This window comes from Amycolatopsis sp. NPDC045836, assembly GCF_056431745.1.
Genome location: NZ_JBWKKF010000005.1, coordinates 460,306 through 478,263, shown reverse-complemented (window position 1 = coordinate 478,263; position 17,958 = coordinate 460,306). Strand labels below are relative to the sequence as shown.

Here is a 17,958-nt window from a genome sequence, read left to right as displayed (position 1 = left end):
CGGTCAGGGTCGCCGCCGTCCGTTGGCCTGGGCCGCGATCTGCTTGCCCAGTTCAGCCGGCTTCGCGCGGTCCGCGGCGGACGGCCGGAGTTCCTCGGGCTGGAACAGGCCGCGTGCATCGCGTTCGACCTGGCGTTCCCACTTGGCGGTGATCCCGGCATCGCCGGTTTTCACGTCGTAGGTGTGCGCGGTGTACCGGGCGGTCCCGTCCGACATCCGCTCGAGCACGAGGTCCGGCCGCTCGTGGTTCCTCTCGAGCCCGGGTCCGAGGCGGGCCTGGTCTCGGCACCCGCTACCGCACCGGCCGCTCCGGCACCGCCGAACTCGCCGAGCACGACGGCACGGCGTGGCGCAAGCTGGGCCGCTGGTCCTCGGCCACCGGCCCGTGGACCGCGCCGAACGGGGTGACCAGCACGACCCGCAACCTGTACCGGCACGGCCTGACCTGCGACCGGGGCGGCGGGCTGCACGCCGCGTTCACCTGGCGCGAGGAAATTTCCGGGGTGCGGTGCGCCCCGGGCGGGCTGACCGACCACGACACCGGTCACGTCTACAGCGACGACCAGGGCCGCACCTGGCGCCGGCCCACCGGCGGTTCGCCCGTCGCGGTGTCGCCGGAGCTGGTGGTCGGCCCGCTCGGCCCCGACCACGGCCTGGTGAACCAGGAAAGCCAGGCCGTCGACCACACGGGGGCGCCGCACGCGGCGATCAGCTACGTGCCCGGCCGGTTCACCCGGTGCGCCACCAGCTACGCCACCCGGCCGGACCCGCGTCGTTTTTCGACCGCGACGACCACACCCACCTGGTCATGCCGTTCGCGCGTGCCATTCCGGCATGCGGCTGACCGGATCGAGGAACAGTTCGGCCTGTCCGGGTTTCCGGGTGAGCACGGTTTCCTCGAGGTGCACGCAGAGCAGGTTGAACGCGCCGGCCCGCCGATCGGCGCCCGGCCACAGGGTGGCGGCGTCGTCGTGCAGGAGGAGCAGGTGCCGCCCGAGTGCCTTCTCGTCCACGGCCAGCCGAACCGGCGGCTGCAGCCGTTCACCCCGCCACGCCGAGATGAGCAGCATCGCCTTCTCGGGGTGATGAGAGGTCCGCCCACCGGCCAGGTCGAGCCGGCGGGCCAACTCCCCGACCAGGCTCAGGTCCGGCACCAGCTCACCGTACTCCCGAGTGCGATGCGTCGCGGTCGCCCGGGTGGTACCGCGGTCAGGGGTGGGCGTTGAACCGGCCGGTGCCGCTGCGGACGACTGCCCTGCCCAAGCAGCACGATCCGGTGTGCCGCCAGGACGCCGGGCTCTCCGCCTGCGTCAGCACCTACCCGGCGGCGAACCTCACCGCGATCGGCGGCGCGCAGGGCATGCTGGAGGCCGCACCAGCCCGGCACCCCGCCGACGACAAGGAGTACCCCGCCATGGCGACTTCGGCCCGGCTGCACGTCAGCGACGAGTTCCCGGCGCTGCTCGAACGGATCGACGCACTCGGCGGCAGCATCGAGTCGACTGCCGACGCGGCGGAGGAACTCGGCAGGCTCACCGACGACACGGCGCGGGCGTTGCTGGACGCGGGCATCGTCCGTGCCGGGTTGCCGGGCGACCTGGGTGGTCACGAGTTCTCCCCGCGGCAGTTGATCGCGATCCACGAGCGGGTCAGCTACCACGACGCCTCGGCCGGGTGGACGATGATGTCGCTGCAGATGGTCACCGGCACGACCGCGGCCTACCTCGGTGCGGTCGCGGCGGCCGAGTTGTTCCCCGCCGTCGCGGATGGGGAGCACGCGTTGCTGGCCGGGCACGGCACCCGGCCCGGCCGGGCCGTCCCGGTGGCCGGCGGCTACCTGGTGAGCGGGAGCTGGCAGTTCGCCACCGGGATGTCGCTGGCCACCCACATCCACAGCGCGATCCAGGTCGAGGGCACCGGGGAGCTGCGGGTGCTGGCGATGCCGAAGTCGCAGGTGGTGCTGGCCGGCAACTGGGACGTGTCCGGGCTGCGGGCGACGAACAGCGTCGACTACCACTGCGCCGAGGTCTACGTCCCGGCGACGCACACCTATGCCGCGGCCACCAGGGAACCGGCCAACGGTGGTGCCGTCTACCGCGCCGGTCTGGTGAACCTGTCCGCGATCGGGCACACCGCCTGGGCGCTCGGCGTGGGGCGCCGGCTGCTCGACGAGCTGAAACTGGTCGCCGCGGCCAAGACCGGCACGCGCAACGCCGCCGTCGACACCGCGCAGTTCCACGCCGAGTACGCGAGCGCCGAGGCGAAGCTCCGCGCCACCCGGGCCTGGGCGACGCAGGTGTGGCGCGACGTCGAAGACACCCTGGACGCGGGCGAACCGCTCAGCACCGAGCAGGACACGCTGATCCGGCTGGCGCTCAACCACGCGACGTGGACCGGGCAGGACCTCGGGCAGGTGGTGCACCGGTGGGCGGGCACGGCGGCCATCCGGCGCGGGCCGATCGACCGGTTCCTGCGTGATCTCGGCACCGGTACCCAGCACATCACCTCGGGTCCGGTGGTACTGCAGAACTGCGGGAAGTGGCTCAGCGGTGCCCAGCCGGAAGCGCACTGGGAATTCCTCGACCTGGTGCGGTGAACACCCGGGGATCCCGGTGAGCTGCTCGACGAGGAGTCCACTTCGCCGAGGAGAACTCCAGCTCACTCCGGTCCGGGATCACCAGGCCACCCGGAAATCGCCCCCGCCCGCGCCACGGGCGAACCGGCCCTCGGAGGCGCTCGCCCGTTCGGTGGCGCGCACCCCCTCCCCCCGAGTTGGCCAGCGCACTGGCCGTCAACACCACCTTGGGGTCCACAGTGGACGGAAAATACGGCTGACCGCACCCGGAACCACGGCGGTGCCCGGCTTCCCCGCCACCGGCCTGCTCGACGAACACGGCCCGTGGCAGCGCGCCCTGGCCCCGGCCGCCGAGCACGGGCTGCTCGTTCCCGCCGCACTGCTCGGCAAACCGCGGCTGGGCGGTGCTGCGGGGCCGCGCGCACCGAGCTCGACCGGCGGAGGTGGCTTCCTGGATGACGCCGCCGGCGACCACGGTGCTGTTCAGCCGGAAATCCGCCACAGCGGGATGCGCTGGAACGTCAGGGTTTCACTGGACTTGGCCACGCCGGTCTCGTACAGCAGCCCGATCGTCACCGGATCAGCCTGCACCAGATCCGAATAGGCAGCGGGATCGGTGGTCACGGTGAGGCCGGGCCGCCAGTTCCGCCCGCCGTCGAAGCTGATCCGCAGTTGCATCAGCCGCCGCTTGGCGGGATCGGCCGGACCGGAGAACAGCAGCACGCCCGGCACGACCGTTTGCAGCACGCTGCCCTGCACCACGGGCCCGCTCAGCGTTTCCTCGACCTGGTACGGCGCGACCAGGCTTTCCCCGCCGTCCACGCTCCACGCGCCGAGCCGGTGCTCCGGCGCGGAACCCTGGTTGCGGCTGGAGAAGTACAGCGTGCCGCCCGGGAGTTCGGCCACGGTGGTTTCGTTGGCCGCCACCACGCCGTCGGTGCGGGTGTCGCGGAAACCGAGGTGCCAGGTCCGCCCGTCGTCGTCGCTGTAGATGGCGTGGCCGCCGTAGTACTTGGCCTCCGTGCCGGCGTCGGGCGAGCCGGCGGGTGGTGCGCTGGAGTGGTTGGCGGGCACCACGATCCGGCCCGCGTGCGGGCCGTGCCGCAGCACGATGGCGTGCCCGGGGCCGGTGGCGTACCAGCGCCAGTCCGGCTGCTTGGTGGCCGCGGTGATCTCGGTGGCCGCGGACCAGCTCTTGCCGTTGTCCTTGCTGCGCTGGACGAACACGCGCCTGGTGTCCTGTTCGGACACCTTGCCCGCCATGATCTCCGCTTCGGACACCCGGCCGTTGCGCGTGGTGAGCAGGACCAGTTCACCGCCGCGGGTCAGCACCGGCGCCGGGTTGCCCGCGGTGGCGTCGCCGTTGGTGGAGACCACGGTCAGCGGGCCCCAGGTGCAGCCACCGTCGGCGGAGGACCGGGAGACCACCTCGATCGCACCGGAGTCACCCGCCGACTCGACGCGTCCTTCGGCGAAGGCGAGCAGGGAACCGTTGGCGGCGCGCACGAGCGCCGGGATGCGGAAGGTGTGGTAGCCCTCCGTGCCCGAGACGAACGGCACCGAGGACGTGCACCCGCCGTGGTGCACCGGGGCGGCTGCCGCCCGGGGTGCCTGCGGCAGGCAAAGCACCGCGGCGGTGAGCAGGGACGCGGCAAGCTTCGAACGCGATCGCACTGGGCCTCCTCGTTGGGGCCGGTAGAGGTCGGACATGGGACGTCCCATGTCGGATGTCGGTAATCTAGGAGCCGGTGTGGCCACCGTCAAGAGCCGACCAGTTCGGTAAGCTCCCGGTCGTGACCGCGGCGGAGTTCGTGCCCACCGGCTTCCAGCCACCGACCTCGTTGACCACCAGCCGGTTCCGCCTCGAACCACTCGGGCCGCAGCACAACCGGGCCGACCACGCCGCCTGGTCCTCGAGCATCGAGCACATCCGCGCCACCCCCGGCTACCCCGACGGCGACTGGCCCCCGCCCGACGGCATGACCCCGGAGCGGAACCTCGCCGACCTCCGCCGCCACGCCGACGACTTCCGGCGCGGCAGGGGTTTCACCTTCACCGTGCTCGATCCGGAGGACAACGACGTCATCGGCTGCGTCTACCTCTACCCCGCCGCCTCCCCGGACTGGGACGTCACCGTGCAGTCCTGGGTGCGTGCCGACCGGGCGGATCTCGACGCCCCGCTCGCCGACGCCGTCGCGGACTGGCTCGCCACCGACTGGCCCTGGGCACGCGTGGACCGCCGCGGCCGCTAGGCAGCCGCCGCGAACCTAAGCTGTCAGCTTCGGACGACGCGGAGGCGAGCGGATGGTCGGGCTGGATCGGCTGGTGAACGTGCTGGGCGGCTACGGGGTGCGCCTGGTGTGCTGCCCGGTGCCCCGGTCGGTGCGGTTGCGGAGCGTGGTGCTGCGGGAGGACGGCGACGCCGCCGCCGGGGGTGGCGACGTGTTCCTCGCGGTCGGCGCGCGGTCGGCCGCCGAAGCGGTGGACTGGGCGGTGGCGGCCCGCGTGCGGGTGGTGCTGGTGCACGGCGACCCCGATGGCGACGCCGGAGCGGCCGCGGCCGGTGAGGCGGCCGGGATCGCGGTGCTCGTGGTCGACCCCGCGGTGTCCTGGAGCCAGCTCGCCGGGGTGGTCTACGGACTGGTGCTGGAAGGCCGCGAGACCGAATCCGGGCGCGGCCCGACCGACCTGTTCGCGCTGGCCGACAGCCTGGCCGCGGCGGTCGGCGGCGCGGTGACCATCGAGGACCGGCTCTCCCGGGTGCTGGCCTACTCGCGGTCGCAGCAGGGCACCGACCCGGCCCGCCTGGACACCATCCTCGGGCGGCAGGCGCCGGAGGCGGTGCTGCGGTTGTTCGACGAGCGCGGTGTGTTCGCCCACCTCGCCGCGGAGGACGAGCCGTTGTTCGTCGAACCCGAGCCGGAGCACGGGCTCACCGGGCGCATGGTGGTCGCGGTGCGGGCGGGCCGGGAACTGCTCGGCGCGGTGTGGGTGACCTGCGGCAGCCCGCTGACCGGCGGGCGGCGCACCGCGCTCGCGGACGGGGCGCGCACGGTGGCGCTGCACCTGCTGCGGTCGCGGGCCAGCGCCGACCTGGAGCGCCAGGTCGAATCCGACCTGGTGATCGGCCTGCTCGAAGGCACCGCGGACGCCACCACCGTGGTCAGCAGGCTCGGCCTGCCACCCGGTGCGCTGCGGGTGCTCGCGGTGCGCGCGCACCTCGGCGCCGAGCGGCACGCCGCGCTGCTGCTCGCCTTCGAGCGCGCGACCACCGGTTTCGGCTGGTCACGGCCCGGCCGCAGCGCACTGGACGGCAACACGCTCTACACCGTGCTGCCCGGTGACCCGGCGACGACGGCACGCGGCTGGGTGGCCCGGCTGCGGGACGCGCTGCCCGGCCAGGTGGTGCTGACCGCCGGGATCGGCGGGGCCGCGGTGGCCGCCGAACTGCCCGCCAGCCGCCAGGAAGCCGACGAATGCCTGGCGCTGCACGAAACCCGGCCACCCGGCACGCCGCCGCCCGCCTACGACGAGTCGTGGCACGACATCCTGCTCCAGCGGCTGCGCGCGGCGGCCAGTGCGGGCCGGACCCCGGCACGCGGCCCGGTGGCCGAACTGCGCCGCCACGACACCGCCCACGCCACGCAGTACCTGCCGACGCTGCGGGCGTGGCTGGAGGCGCAGGGTGACCTCGCCGAAGCCGGCGACCGCCTCGGGGTGCACCAGAACACCGTCCGCTACCGGCTGCGCAGGATGGCGGAGGTCGCCGCACTCGCCCTGGACGACCCGCGCAAGCGGCTGGCCATGATGATCGATCTGGCCACTGTCGAGATCGGCCAAGGAGACCGGCCCGGATTGTAGGAATCGGACAAGGCCACCCCGCCCCGCCCGGGAGATGCTGGTTCCGGCAGCACTGGGCGCCGAGTGGAGGTGGGTCTTGGGCATCGACGGCGGACCGCGGACGGCGGTGGTCATCGGCGCGGGCATCGTCGGTTTGTCGGCCGCGTGGTTCCTCCAGGAACGCGGGGTCGAGGTCACCGTGGTCGACCGGACCGGGGTGGCCGCGGGCGCGTCCTGGGGCAACGCCGGCTGGGTGTCACCCGGGCTCACCATCCCGCTGAACGAACCTTCCGTGCTGCGCTACGGCCTGCGCGCCCTGCTGAGCCCGGCGGCGCCGCTGCGCATCCCGCTGTCGGCCGATCCGGGGCTGTGGTCGTTCCTGGCCCGGTTCGCGCTGAACTGCCGGTGGCCGTCCTGGGCCCGGGCGGTCCAGGCGAACCGGCCGCTGAACGACGAGTGCCTCGAGGCGTACCAGGTGCTCACCGACAACGGGGTGACGGCACCGGTGCTCGACGCCCCGATCACCGCCGCCTTCGAGAACCCGCGGCAAGCGACCGGCCTGCTGCGCGAGCTGCGGCGGATGGCCGACGCCGGTCAGGTGGTCGAGCACGTCGCGTTCGGCCGGGAGGAGCTGCGCGAGCACGTTCCGCTGGCTTCCCCCGCGCTGACCGCCGCCGTGCGCATCGACGGCCAGCGCTACCTCGACCCCGGCGGCTTCGTGCACGCGCTGTCCCGGTCGGTGCTCGCTCGCGGCGCCACCCTGCGCACCTTCGAGGTGGCCGACGTGCGGTCCGGCGGCGGGCGGGTCACCGTGCACGGCCGCGGTGGCGCGGTCGCGGACGCCGACGTGGCCGTGGTGGCCACCGGTGCCTGGCTGTCCCGGCTGGCCACCCGCTGGGGGGTGCGGGTCCCGGTGCGCGCGGGACGCGGTTATTCGTTCACCGTGCCGGTGGACCGCCCGGTGCCCGGGCCGATCTACCTGCCCGGCGCCCGGGTCGCCTGCACGCCGTACCGCGGGGCGTTGCGCGTCGCGGGCACGATGGAGTTCCGCGGGCCGGACGACCCCGCCGTGCCCGCCAGGGTCGAAGCGATCACCGCCTCCGTCCGGCCGCTGCTCGACGGGGTGCGCTGGGAGGAGCGGCAAGACCAGTGGGTCGGGCCGCGCCCGATCACCCCGGACGGGCGTCCGCTGATCGGCGCGGTGCGGGTGCCGGGGGTCTACGTGGCGGGCGGCCACGGCATGTGGGGGCTGGCGCACGGCCCGGCCACCGGACGGCTGCTGGCCGAGCGGATCACCACCGGCAAGCAGCCGGAACCGTTGCGCGCGTTCGACCCCCTGCGCTGACCGGCATGGACACCGAAGCCGAACTGGCGTGGCTGCGCTCGGAAAACGCGCTGCTGCGCGTCGAACGGGACATGCTGCTGCGCCTCGCCACCGAATTCCGCGCCCTCGAGGAGAAAGCGATGATGACCAGAACCGCTTGGCTGACCCCGCACGCCCACGAGCAGTTGCGCGCGGAGCTGGCCGCCCTGCTCACCGCCGGTCCCGGTGACGAGCTGGACGATCCGGCCGGGCTGCGGCACCGGCACCGCGTCCGGGAACTGCAGGACCTGCTCACCCACGCCGTGGTGGGCGAGGATCCCCCGGACGACGGGGTGGCCGAGCCGGGCATGGTGCTCACCGTCCGCTTCACCGGCACCGACACCGAGACCTTCCTGCTGGGCACGCGTGCCGCCGGGGACGAGGACCTCGAGGTCATCTCGCCGGAGTCCCCGCTCGGCGCCGCGCTGGTCGGCGCGCGGCCCGGGGAGCAGCGCGCCTACCAGGCGCCCAGCGGCCGCACGTTCCACGTCACGCTGCTGAACGCGGTGCCGTACGGCCACCACCGGGCTGTCGGGACACCAGCACCGCGAGGCCGGTGAGCACCACCACGCCGATCGCCGCGACCACGGCGAACCCGGCGGTGAACCCGTGCCCGCGCTGGACGAACGTGCCGACGCTGCCGAGCACCGCCACCCCGAGCGCGAGCCCGAACTCGACGCTGGTCTCCGACAACGCCGACGCCGCACCCGCCCGCTCCGGCGGCGCGGCGCCGACCAGCGTGTCCGTGCTCAGCGCCATCACCGGCCCCGAGCCGAGGTAGACCAGCACGAGCCCGGCGACCAGCGAGGCGATCCCCGTGGTCCAGACCAGCACGGCGAACCCGAGCGCGGAGACCACCAGTGAGCCCGCGAGCAGGCGGGGCACCGGGATCCACCGGGCCAGCGCCGGGGCCGCGACCGAGGTCAGGATCATCGCCACCGCGGAGGGCAACAGCCACAACCCGGCCCCGAACGGCGACAACCCGGCTTCCTGCTGGAGGTACAGCGCGGCGAACAGGTAGCTCCCGGCGACGCAGGCGAGCGCGCCGAGCAGCACCAGCAGCGCGTTGCGGAACGGCCGGACGGCGAACAACCGGAGGTCGACCAGCGGCGGGCTCAGCCTCCGCTGCCGTCGCAGGAACACCGTCCCGGCACCGGAACCGAGCAGCAGCGCGAGTCCGCCCGGCAGGACCGAGCCGCCCTCGGCGAGGTGCTTGATGCCGTAGACGATCGGCAGCACGGCCGCCAGGGACAGCAGCACGCTCACCGGGTCCAGCCGTCCGGGGTCGGTGGCGCGGTGCTCCGGCAGCAGGATCGGGCCGCTGACCAGCAGCAGCACCATCACCGGCACGGCGAGCAGGAACACCGAGCCCCACCAGAACCGTTCGAGCAGCAGCCCACCGGCCACCGGTCCCAGCGCCACCCCGCCGGACAGGCCCGCGGACCACAGCCCGATCGCGATCCCGCGCTGCCGCGGATCGCCGAACATGCCGCCGAGCAACGCCAGCGTGGACGGCATCAGCGTGGCACCGGCGACACCGAGCAGACCGCGGGCGAGGATGAGCAGTTCGGCCGACGGGGCGTAGGCCGCCAGCACCGAGACGAGCAGGAAGGCCGCCGCGCCGATCAGCAGGAGGCGGCGCCGCCCGATGCGGTCGCCGAGCGTGCCCATGGTGACCAGGCACCCGGCGATCAGGAAGCCGTAGGCGTCGGAGATCCAGAGCAGCTGGCCGGGAGTCGGGGCCAGGTCGGCGGCGAGGCTGGGCAGCGCCAGGTAGAGCACCGTGGCGTCCATGGACAGCAAGGCGGTCGGCAGCACGAGCACGGCGAGGCCGAGCCATTCGCGTGGTCCCGCGGCGGTTCGAAGTGGTGAATCGGGCATACCGCGACGCTAAAGTCTCACACGGGTGTGAGAGTCAAGCGCGAATTTCCGGAGGGGCCGTGCGCATCAGCGAACTGGAACGCAGGACCGGGGTCAGCCAGCGCCTGTTGCGGTACTACGAGGAGCAGGGCCTGCTGCGGCCGGAGCGGCTCCCCAGCGGTTATCGCGTGTACGCCGAGGACGACGTCACCACCGTCGGGCACATCCGCAACCTGCTCGCCGCCGGCCTGTCCACCACCACGATCGCCGATCTGCTGCCCTGCCTGGGTTCCGCGGACGGGCAGCTGATCGCCGACTGCCCGGAACTGCTGGTGGACCTGCACCGGGAACGCGCCAGGATCAGCGCCGCGATCGCCGAGCTGAGCACCGCCCGCCACACCCTGGACCAGGTGATCGCCACCGCGCCGCCGTCGGTGGAGCACGCCGCCGCCCGGCTGCTCGGCTGAGGGGTTTTCAGGACCACCGCGCCCGCGGCCAGCGGGGGTGCCGGGCGTCGATGGTGTAGGGGTGGGCGTGCCGCCGGCCACCGCCGCCCGCCGGTTCCGCGCCGATGAGGTGTTCGTCGTCCTCCGGTAACGCGAAGTGCACGTGGACCAGCACTTCCGGGTCGTGCCGCGGCCACAGCACCACCGCGGCGACCGTGCCGCCGGCGGTGAGCAGGCCGAGCACGAGCCAGCCGGTGGTGAAGCCGGCGGCGGTGACCCCCCAGCCCGCGATCGGGTAGCTCAGCAGCCAGCAGGCGTGGGAGAGCGAGAACTGCGCGGCGAAGACCGCCGGCCGGTCCGGCTCGGCGGCGGACCGCCGCAGCACCCGGCCCACCGGCGTGAGCACCAGCGCCACCCCGGCTCCCAGCACCGCCCAGACGGCCAGCGCGGCCGGCCACCGCCAGCCGCCGGAGTCCACAAGAGACAGTCCAAGCGCACCACCCGCCCCGGCGCACAGCACCACCGCGCCGGTGGTCATCACCGTGCGCTCGGGGATGCGGTCCAGCAGCTTCGGCAGCGCGAGCGCGACGACGACGGTCCCGGCGCCGTTGGCGGCCAGCAGCACCGCCACCTCGGCATCGGCCAGGCCCAGCGCGTCGTGGACGTAGTTGACCGTGTTGACCATGACCACGGCACCCGCCCCGGCCACCGCGAGGTCCAGGGCCAGCACCGCCCGCAACCTCGGCGTGGCGAGGAAGATCCGGGTGCCCGCCGCGATGCGGTCCAGCACCCCGGCACGCGCACTCGGCTTCGCCCGAGGCACCCCGGCGGTCACCACGAGCAGCGCCGACGCCAGGAACCCGGCGGTGGTGCCGCTGAACAGCCAGTGGAAGCTGACCACGCCGAGCAGGGCGGCGGCCAGCACCGGGCTCAGCAGCGTCTCCATGCTCGACGCCAGCGACGACGCCGACAACGCGCGGGTGTACTGCTTCTCGTCGGGCAGGAGGTCGGGCAGCACCGCCTGGAAGGTCGGCGTGAACGCCGCCGACGCCGCTTGCAGCACGAAGACCAGCACGTAGACCTGCCAGACCTCGGTGACGAACGGCAGCAGCGGCACCACCGCCGCCCGCACCAGGTCCAGCCCGACCAGCAGGCCGCGGCGGGGCAGCCGGTCGGCGAACGCACCGGCGAGCGGCGCGACCGTCACGTAGGTGCCCATCTTGAGCACCAGCGCCGTGCCCAGCACCGCCCCCGCCCGCTCCCCCGCCAGTTCGTAGGCGAGCAGCCCGAGCGCGACGGTGGCCAGCCCGGTGCCGAACAGGGCCACCACCTGGGCGGCGAACAGGTGCCGGTAGTCGCGGTTCGCGGCGAGTCCCATGCTTCGGCACGATAACATACATATGAACAGATCTTCATTCGTTTGCTCGTTACACTGGTGCCATGGGCCACGAAGCACGGGGACACGCCCGTCCGCGGGGACAACTCAGCGCGGAGGACGCGACCGTCGTGGCCGACACCCTGCAGGCCCTGGCCACCCCGAGCCGCCTGCGAATCCTCACGCGCCTGCGGGAAGGCGACGCGTCGGTCGGGGAACTCGCGGAGGCCGTGGGAATGGAGCAGTCCGCGGTGTCCCACCAGTTGCGCCTGCTGCGCAACCTCGGCCTGGTGACCAACACACGCCACGGCCGCAGCATCGTCTACCGGCTCCACGACAACCACGTCGCCATGCTGCTCGACGAAGCCATCTACCACATCGAGCACCTGCGTCTGGGCCTGCGGGACTGAGCCGTCTCCTCGGCGACGGGAGAAGCGGGTGGAGTGCTGCGAACACTGCCCGAGGCGCACGAGTGCTTCACCGGTCAGGCGATTGGGCTGTGCGATGCGGCGGTGCCGGGATTCCTCTTCTGGTCACCGGATTGCGCACGGAGAAACCGGGGGCTGTTGCGGCACGGGCATGGACGAGGCCCGCTGTCGGCGGGAACGGCCGCCTCTCGAACCGTGCGGTAAGGCCCTCGACGAACGAGCGGAATTCACCGGCCAGCACCATTTCCGCAGCGGGATCGGTTTCGAACCAGGTCACCTTGGGTTCGCCACTTCGCCCGCATCCGCGATAATCGAGCCCGAGGTGTCCGGCAGGCACGGTGCCGCCGTTCTGGATCCGCAGGAGTTCGAGCAGCGCCGAAGGCAGCGTCACGCCGAGCACGCGCTCGCCTTCTCGCACCATGTCCTCGGTCAGCGGCTGCTGGACGCCGTGATCACCCGCACCGGTCCTCAACTGCCGATCGGGTCCCAATGGCCGGCGTAACGCAGCATTGATTGAGCCAGATCAGGGTGAGTCCCCGCCCAAATGCTGTCGAACAGGTACCACTGCTGGTATCCGGAGGATTCACTGCAGTGCATGGACAGCTGCGCGAGGTGGTCACCGGTTCGCAGCATCGAGGCCCCAGGGTTTCGGCCCTCGCCATAGGTGGCGGCAGCGAGTTGCGCCATGGTCCGGCGATGGGCGGCGTCGTGCTGCGGTGGCAGTTCCGGGATTCGTCGAAGTTGAGCCCGGGCCATCGATTGCACCGTTCGAGCGCCGGACGGACAGTGTCCTCTTCCGGGCCGGCGAAAGCCCGTGGCGCCAGCAGTCCGACCGGCCAATCGCTACGGGGTTCGGGCGTGTTCCGCAGGTGCCCGGCGAGCTGGGGCAGTTCGACTTCGTCATCGTCGGTGCGCCGGAACCAGTTGGACAGAGCGGACTGCAACGGTACGGGGCGGCCGTCTTCGGGATGGGTCGTTCGGACCAATGAGGTCGGCGTCCGGCCGTTCCTGTTCGGCCGCTCCAGCTGCGATGATCCAATCGGGAACACGGACGAAGGAGTTCGCATGGCCATGTTGATCAATCGTCGCGCTGTGCTGGCCGTGGGGGCGGGGGCTGCCGCCGGATTGGCGTTGCCCGGCCTCGCCCACGCCGGGGACCACCACACCCCGAGCGTGGGTTTCACCCTCAACGCGGTGACGCTCGACGGCGGTGAGCAGGTCACCGCCCTCACCCTCGACACCTCCCGGCTCGGGCCGATCGACCCGGCCAGCCTGACCACCAGCACGTTCGGCGTGCACGCCAAGGCCACGCTCCCGCTCACCGCCGAGCCGGTGTACGACCTCGACCGGCCGGTGACCGCCGCCCGACTGGACCGCCGCGGCAACATCGTGCTCACCCTGAGCCACGCCGAGGGGCAACCCGGCGGCGCGACCCTCGGTTACCTCCCGGCCAAGGGCCGCAACTTCCGGCTCGACCTCGCCTACACCATCACCCAGCACGCCCCGATCACCCTGCGCCACGGCCGGCCGGTCACCATCTCACGCTTCGCGCAGGGCGGGCTGGCCAATCCCGAGGTCGACGCCTTCAGCCACCACGTCTCCGCGTCGGGCATGAAGTACCGGCTCTACGCACCACCCCGGCACGGCAGGCGTCCCCTGATCGTCTGGCTGCACGGCGGCGGCGAAGGCGCTTCCCTGCCGGACGGCTACTACGACAACGAAACCACGCTCCGCGCCAACCGCGGTGCGCTGGGCTTCGCCACCCGTGAGGCGCAGCAGATCTTCGGCGGCGCCTACGTCGTCGCCCCGCAGAGCACCTCCGCCTGGATGCAGGACGGCCCCCGCTTCGCCCCGCTCATCCACGAAATCGTCCGCGATGTCGTGCGCGCGCACCCCGTCGACCCCGAGCGCATCTACGTGGCCGGGTGCAGCAACGGCGGTTACATGAGCCTGAAGATGACCACGGTCTACCCCACCACCTTCGCCGCGTCCGTCCCGATCTGCGGGGTGGTCACCTCGCTGGGCGGCGGCCCCACCCTGATCCCCGACGCCGAACTGGCCGCCATCCGCACCCCCACCTGGCTGGTCACCTCCCTCGACGACACCACGGTGGACCCGCGGGCCAACACCGTCCACGCCCACGACCTCATCTCCGGCTCCTTGATGACCCTCTACGACAACGTGGTCTGGAACGGCCACCAGTTCCCCGGCCACTGGTCGTGGATCTACGTGGCCCGCAACGACCCGAGCATCCGCGGAACCCGCATCTGGCAGTGGATGGCGCACCAGCGGCGGTGAGCTGGGCGGTGCCCGCGGACGTGCCGTTCGCGGGCACCGGCACGCCAAGGGGCGCTCACGAATCGCCCGAGCGCTGCGTGCTGTGGCACGGTTTCCGCCGTGCCCCCGAAGGAACCGCGCGGATCGGGCTGGAAGCCCGACTTCCTCCCCGCCAACGAACAGTTCCACCGGCAGGCCGCACGAGGCGATCGCTGCCGGAACTCCGCGTTGACCAGGCGTGCACGGTTCGGGACCTGGCCCGTGACGAGTGGTTCGCCGACCTGCCCGTGGTCCTCCGCCCGGATCGAGGACCGCAGCTGGAATGGCGGCGGGCCGCGCACCCCGCGCTCGCGGCGCTGGAGGGCGAGACGCGGCAGCGGGTATCGGCGACCTCGTTGCGATTCGTGACCACGAATGCAGTTGATCCCCGCGATGCACGAGAGGTGTGGCTGGCCAGAACGGTGCCCGTGACACCGGCCCGTGCCACGGCGGAAGTCAGCGCCCTTGAACCCAGTCCTTGGTCATAGGTCGGCCGTCCGCGGACTCCCCATCGACAGGTGACACCGTCGACGATGATGCTCAGACCGCGGTGAGGCGTTTCAAGGCAACCTGGGCGGGCGGCCCCCAAGTCGCTTTACCGCCGGGGCGGCCGTGTGCCCCGGCATCACCGATGAGGATGCCACCCAGCGCACGGGCCACGGCCCAGCCGCGGGCTCGGCGCAGGGTGGCGGGGTCCGGGGACGGCTGGTAGGCCGCGAAGAAGGCGGCGTCGTCCGGGAGCAGGAGCCAGGCGGCGGAGAGGTCGTAGGCCGGATCGCCGGCGCACAGGTCGCCGAAGTCGAGCACGCCGCAGAAGGTGCCGTCGGCGGTGAGGACGTTGGCCGGGTGCAGGTCGGCGTGCAGCCAGTGCGGCGGGCCCGGCCAAGCAGGTGCGGCGACCGCGTCGTCCCAGACGGCACGGACGGCGTCCGGGTCCTGGACGAGTCCGCGTTCGACGGCGGAGGTGAGCCCCGCGGTGAACCGGCCGGTGTGGTCGGCCAGCGGCCCGCCGCGGTCCCGGCCCGCGGGTGCGTCGTCGGGAGCGGGTTGGTGCAGTGCCGTCAGGAACGTGGCCAGGGACGTGGCCGCATCGAGGGCGCGCGTGGCGGGAGCGCGGTCGGCGGGCGTGCCCGGAAGCCACGTGGTGATGAGCCAGGGCCGGGGAAACCGCGCGGAGGGCTCGCCGAATCGCTGTGGCACGGGAACCGGCAGCGGAAGGCGCGGAGCGAGCTCCGGCAGCCAGCGGAATTCCTTGCGCAGCAGCGCGTCCGCGGAATCGGTCGCCCAGGGCAGCCGGACGGCGAGGTCCTCACCGAGCCGCCACAGCTGGTTGTCCCAGCCACGCGCGCCCAACCGGACCGGGCGATCGGCGAGCTCGGGGTGCTGGTCGCGGACGAGGTCGCGGACCAGCTCCGCGGTTGTTTCGATCATGCCGGGCAACAGTAACCGCCGGGCGGCGGCGGCGGTGCGGTGGCCGTGCTCGTCGCTTTTCAGAACCCCACCGGAGGCATGGCCGAGCCGGGCGAAGGCGGCTCAGAACAGGGTGGCGGGTTCGATCGGCTCCGGATCGGGCAGCGGGTCCAGTTCGGGCACCAGTGTCCGCACGTCATCGTGGAATTGGCGGGCCAAGGCCGGGGCCTCATCGTTGTTCGGGGTGTGGACGAAGACCGTGGGTGAGCGGCCTTCGCGCAGCCAGGCGGCGACCACCTCGGTCCACGGCTGCCAGCCCTCGGCCGTTTCCGCGGCCGAATCCCGTCCCAGGTAGCGGACGATCGGCTGGTCGGTCAGCGCCCGCATCCGCCGCGGCACTCGCGGTTTCATCGTCCAGGTCTCCTGCTCGGTCGCGGTGACCGGCGGGCTCTGGAAGAAAACCGTGGTGTCGAACGGAACCCACTCCGCGCTCGCGCCGGTGAGCGTCCGTTCCAGTGACATCGCGCCGGTGTCGGTGAAGAAACCCGGGTGGCGCACCTCCACGGCCCGCCGTCGGCCGGCGGGCAGCCGGCGCAGGAACCGGCCGAGGGCATCGACCTCCGATGGACCGAACGAGGCGGGCAGCTGGGTCCACAGGACCGCCCGGTCCCCCAGCGGTTCCATCGCGTCCAGGAACGCCCGCATCTCCACTTCCACCCCGGTCAACCGGCGTTCGTGCGTGACGACCTTGGGCAGTTTCACCACGAACCGGAAACCGGGGTCGGTTTGCTGCGCCCAGGTCTCGACGGTGTGCCGGGCGGGTGTGGCGTAGAAGGTGGTGTTGCCTTCGACCGCGTTGCACCAGCCCGCGTAGGCCCGCAAGCGCTCCTTGACCGGCAGCGACTGCGGCACGAACCGCCCCGGCCACGCCTTGTGGGTCCACATCGCGCAGCCGACGTGAAGACGCACCCCCAACTCCCTTCGCTCGACGGTCAATCTACTCCGCAGCCGGCCGGGCACTGGATGTCGCCCTGGATTCGCGGTACGGTTGGGAGCGCTCCCAAACCCCACCCGCTCGAGGAGCTCAACCATGTCGCGACGACGTTGTCGCCCGGTCACCCTGCTGGCCGGCTTGTTCGTGCTCGCCCTTTCCGCCCTGCTGCTGCCCCCGGTGTCGGCAGGCGGCGCCGCCCCCACCCCCGCCGCACCGCTGGCCGAGCTGACCGTGGTGTCCGAACAGGTGGCTCACGGCCTGCAGAGACCCATCGCGATCACCGGCCTGCCCGACGGCCGGATGCTGATCGCGGAGAAGAACGGCACCGTCCGCGCCTACCACCCCGGCACCGGGCTGGCGGCCGAGCCGGTGCTCGACCTGACCGCCCGGATCGACCCGTCGGACAACGAGCGCGGCCTCCTCGGCATCACGCCCGCACCCGACTTCGCCTCGACCGGGATGCTCTACGTGGCCTACACGAGCCTGCCCGCGGGCGCGCTGACCCTGGCGCGGGTGCCCCTCGGCGCTCCCGAGCAGGTGCAGGTGCTGCTCACCCAGGAACACGCCGAATACGGCAACCACAACGGCGGCCAGGTGGCGTTCGGCCGCGACGGCTACCTCTACTGGTCGCTCGGCGACGGCGGGCACACCCACGACCCGTTCAAGGCCGGGCAGGACCTCGGCACCCTGCTCGGCAAGATCGTGCGCATCGACGTCAAGCGCAGCTGCGGGGCCAAGCCGTACTGCGTGCCCGGCAGCAACCCGTTCGTCCACGTGCCGGGTGCGCGGCCGGAGATCTGGGTCTACGGGCTGCGCAACCCGTGGCGGTTCTCCATCGACCCGGTCGACGGCTCGCTGTGGATCGGTGACGTCGGCCAGGGCCTGGTCGAGGAGGTCAACCACGTCCGCCCGTGGCAGGGCGGGGCGAACCTCGGCTGGTCCTGCCGGGAGGGCACCCCGGTGTTCGACCCGCTGCAGTGCCGGTCGGACGCGAAGTACACCGACCCGGTCTTCGAGTACGACCACTACAACGACAACTGCTCGGTGACCGGCGGCGTGGTGTACCGGGGTTCGGTGACCCCGGCGGCACGGGGCACCTACGTCGCGAGCGACTACTGCTCGACCCGGGTGTTCGCCGTGCGGCCCAAGCACGGTGGCGGCTACGAATCCGCCGTGATCGGCAACTTCCCCACCCAGCCGACCGCCATCGGCACCGACGTGCACGGCGAGCTGTACGTGCTCAGCGACCTGCCGGGGTGGCTGAGCAAGGTGCGGTTCGAGCGGGTCCCACCGGCCCGCTGATCCCCGTGGCGTCCGGGTCGCGTGCGGCCCGGACGCCACCGCGGGCCTC

General features: G+C 72.6%; 16 protein-coding genes and 1 pseudogene. 10 read left to right on the top strand and 7 right to left on the bottom strand.

What is annotated here, in order from left to right; genetic code table 11:
* Window positions 1-3 precede the first annotated feature (3 nt).
* Window positions 4-216, bottom strand: coding sequence for a hypothetical protein (locus AC07EG_RS12025; RefSeq protein ID WP_478253060.1), 213 nt, complete (start codon window positions 214-216; stop codon window positions 4-6).
* Window positions 217-350: 134 nt separating this feature from the next.
* On the opposite strand from AC07EG_RS12025, the pseudogene AC07EG_RS12020 reads away from it, so the two are divergent.
* Window positions 351-1,226 (top strand): annotated as a pseudogene (locus AC07EG_RS12020) (BNR-4 repeat-containing protein); the annotation flags it as partial.
* Window positions 1,223-2,596, top strand: coding sequence for an acyl-CoA dehydrogenase family protein (locus AC07EG_RS12015; RefSeq protein ID WP_478253059.1), 1,374 nt, complete (start codon window positions 1,223-1,225; stop codon window positions 2,594-2,596). The pseudogene AC07EG_RS12020 and the gene AC07EG_RS12015, both read left to right, overlap by 4 nt.
* A gap of 462 nt (window positions 2,597-3,058) precedes the next feature.
* Here the strand turns inward: AC07EG_RS12015 and AC07EG_RS12010 are convergent, their stop codons facing one another.
* A complete protein-coding gene (locus AC07EG_RS12010) occupies window positions 3,059-4,249 on the bottom strand; it encodes a sialidase family protein (protein ID WP_478253058.1) in 1,191 nt (396 codons plus the stop codon).
* Between the two features lie 119 nt (window positions 4,250-4,368).
* Here AC07EG_RS12010 and AC07EG_RS12005 point away from each other — a divergent pair, with 119 nt between their 5' ends.
* The 4 genes from AC07EG_RS12005 (at window position 4,369) to AC07EG_RS11990 (ending at window position 8,338) form a co-directional block, all read left to right on the top strand.
* A complete protein-coding gene (locus AC07EG_RS12005; protein ID WP_478253057.1) occupies window positions 4,369-4,827 on the top strand; it encodes a GNAT family N-acetyltransferase in 459 nt (152 codons plus the stop codon).
* 52 nt (window positions 4,828-4,879) lie between these two features.
* Window positions 4,880-6,436: a PucR family transcriptional regulator gene (locus AC07EG_RS12000; protein WP_478253056.1), complete on the top strand. Its 1,557-nt coding sequence runs from the start codon at window positions 4,880-4,882 to the stop codon at window positions 6,434-6,436.
* Between the two features lie 76 nt (window positions 6,437-6,512).
* Window positions 6,513-7,760 carry an NAD(P)/FAD-dependent oxidoreductase gene (locus tag AC07EG_RS11995; protein ID WP_478253055.1) on the top strand — a complete coding sequence of 416 codons (1,248 nt, stop codon included), beginning with the start codon at window positions 6,513-6,515 and terminating at the stop codon, window positions 7,758-7,760.
* Window positions 7,761-7,765: 5 nt separating this feature from the next.
* Entirely contained in the window at window positions 7,766-8,338 is a 573-nt protein-coding gene (locus AC07EG_RS11990; protein WP_478253054.1) for a GreA/GreB family elongation factor, read from the top strand.
* On the opposite strand, the gene AC07EG_RS11985 is transcribed toward AC07EG_RS11990, so the two are convergent.
* Complete coding sequence (locus AC07EG_RS11985; RefSeq protein ID WP_478253053.1) at window positions 8,268-9,659, bottom strand: MFS transporter; 1,392 nt, start codon at window positions 9,657-9,659, stop codon at window positions 8,268-8,270. The two genes, AC07EG_RS11990 and AC07EG_RS11985, sit on opposite strands and share 71 nt — an antisense overlap.
* 59 nt (window positions 9,660-9,718) lie before the next feature.
* Between AC07EG_RS11985 and AC07EG_RS11980 the strand changes: the two genes are divergently transcribed.
* Window positions 9,719-10,105, top strand: a complete 387-nt coding sequence (locus tag AC07EG_RS11980) for a MerR family transcriptional regulator (RefSeq protein WP_478253052.1) — start codon at window positions 9,719-9,721, stop codon at window positions 10,103-10,105.
* Between the two features lie 7 nt (window positions 10,106-10,112).
* Here AC07EG_RS11980 and AC07EG_RS11975 read toward each other — a convergent pair whose 3' ends face one another.
* Complete coding sequence (locus AC07EG_RS11975) at window positions 10,113-11,462, bottom strand: MFS transporter (RefSeq protein ID WP_478253051.1); 1,350 nt, start codon at window positions 11,460-11,462, stop codon at window positions 10,113-10,115.
* Between the two features lie 62 nt (window positions 11,463-11,524).
* Here AC07EG_RS11975 and AC07EG_RS11970 point away from each other — a divergent pair, with 62 nt between their 5' ends.
* On the top strand, window positions 11,525-11,869 hold the full coding sequence (locus AC07EG_RS11970) for an ArsR/SmtB family transcription factor (RefSeq protein WP_478253050.1): 345 nt from the start codon (window positions 11,525-11,527) through the stop codon (window positions 11,867-11,869).
* 67 nt (window positions 11,870-11,936) lie between these two features.
* Here AC07EG_RS11970 and AC07EG_RS11965 read toward each other — a convergent pair whose 3' ends face one another.
* Window positions 11,937-12,359 (bottom strand): SMI1/KNR4 family protein, encoded by a 423-nt coding sequence (locus AC07EG_RS11965; protein ID WP_478253049.1) that lies wholly within the window; start codon window positions 12,357-12,359, stop codon window positions 11,937-11,939.
* Between the two features lie 593 nt (window positions 12,360-12,952).
* Between AC07EG_RS11965 and AC07EG_RS11960 the strand changes: the two genes are divergently transcribed.
* The gene (locus AC07EG_RS11960) at window positions 12,953-14,185 is read left to right on the top strand and encodes a prolyl oligopeptidase family serine peptidase (protein ID WP_478253048.1); all 1,233 of its coding nucleotides are present in this window, start codon (window positions 12,953-12,955) and stop codon (window positions 14,183-14,185) included.
* A gap of 558 nt (window positions 14,186-14,743) precedes the next feature.
* On the opposite strand, the gene AC07EG_RS11955 is transcribed toward AC07EG_RS11960, so the two are convergent.
* Complete coding sequence (locus AC07EG_RS11955) at window positions 14,744-15,634, bottom strand: aminoglycoside phosphotransferase family protein (protein WP_478253047.1); 891 nt, start codon at window positions 15,632-15,634, stop codon at window positions 14,744-14,746.
* Between the two features lie 102 nt (window positions 15,635-15,736).
* Window positions 15,737-16,558: a DUF72 domain-containing protein gene (locus AC07EG_RS11950; protein WP_478253094.1), complete on the bottom strand. Its 822-nt coding sequence runs from the start codon at window positions 16,556-16,558 to the stop codon at window positions 15,737-15,739.
* Window positions 16,559-16,703: 145 nt separating this feature from the next.
* Between AC07EG_RS11950 and AC07EG_RS11945 the strand changes: the two genes are divergently transcribed.
* On the top strand, window positions 16,704-17,909 hold the full coding sequence (locus tag AC07EG_RS11945; protein WP_478253046.1) for a PQQ-dependent sugar dehydrogenase: 1,206 nt from the start codon (window positions 16,704-16,706) through the stop codon (window positions 17,907-17,909).
* The last annotated feature ends 49 nt before the right edge of the window (window positions 17,910-17,958 follow it).

Excerpts from the sequence above, each read along its gene's own strand:
- AC07EG_RS12025 (WP_478253060.1), bottom strand. The coding sequence starts at position 216 with ATGTCGGACGGGACCGCCCGGTACACCGCGCACACCTACGACGTGAAA.
- AC07EG_RS12000 (WP_478253056.1), top strand. The coding sequence starts at position 4,880 with ATGGTCGGGCTGGATCGGCTGGTGAACGTGCTGGGCGGCTACGGGGTG.
- AC07EG_RS11990 (WP_478253054.1), top strand. The coding sequence starts at position 7,766 with ATGGACACCGAAGCCGAACTGGCGTGGCTGCGCTCGGAAAACGCGCTG.
- AC07EG_RS11985 (WP_478253053.1), bottom strand. The coding sequence starts at position 9,659 with ATGCCCGATTCACCACTTCGAACCGCCGCGGGACCACGCGAATGGCTC.
- AC07EG_RS11975 (WP_478253051.1), bottom strand. The coding sequence starts at position 11,462 with ATGGGACTCGCCGCGAACCGCGACTACCGGCACCTGTTCGCCGCCCAG.
- AC07EG_RS11970 (WP_478253050.1), top strand. The coding sequence starts at position 11,525 with ATGGGCCACGAAGCACGGGGACACGCCCGTCCGCGGGGACAACTCAGC.
- AC07EG_RS11960 (WP_478253048.1), top strand. The coding sequence starts at position 12,953 with ATGGCCATGTTGATCAATCGTCGCGCTGTGCTGGCCGTGGGGGCGGGG.
- AC07EG_RS11955 (WP_478253047.1), bottom strand. The coding sequence starts at position 15,634 with ATGATCGAAACAACCGCGGAGCTGGTCCGCGACCTCGTCCGCGACCAG.
- AC07EG_RS11950 (WP_478253094.1), bottom strand. The coding sequence starts at position 16,558 with ATGTGGACCCACAAGGCGTGGCCGGGGCGGTTCGTGCCGCAGTCGCTG.
- AC07EG_RS11945 (WP_478253046.1), top strand. The coding sequence starts at position 16,704 with ATGTCGCGACGACGTTGTCGCCCGGTCACCCTGCTGGCCGGCTTGTTC.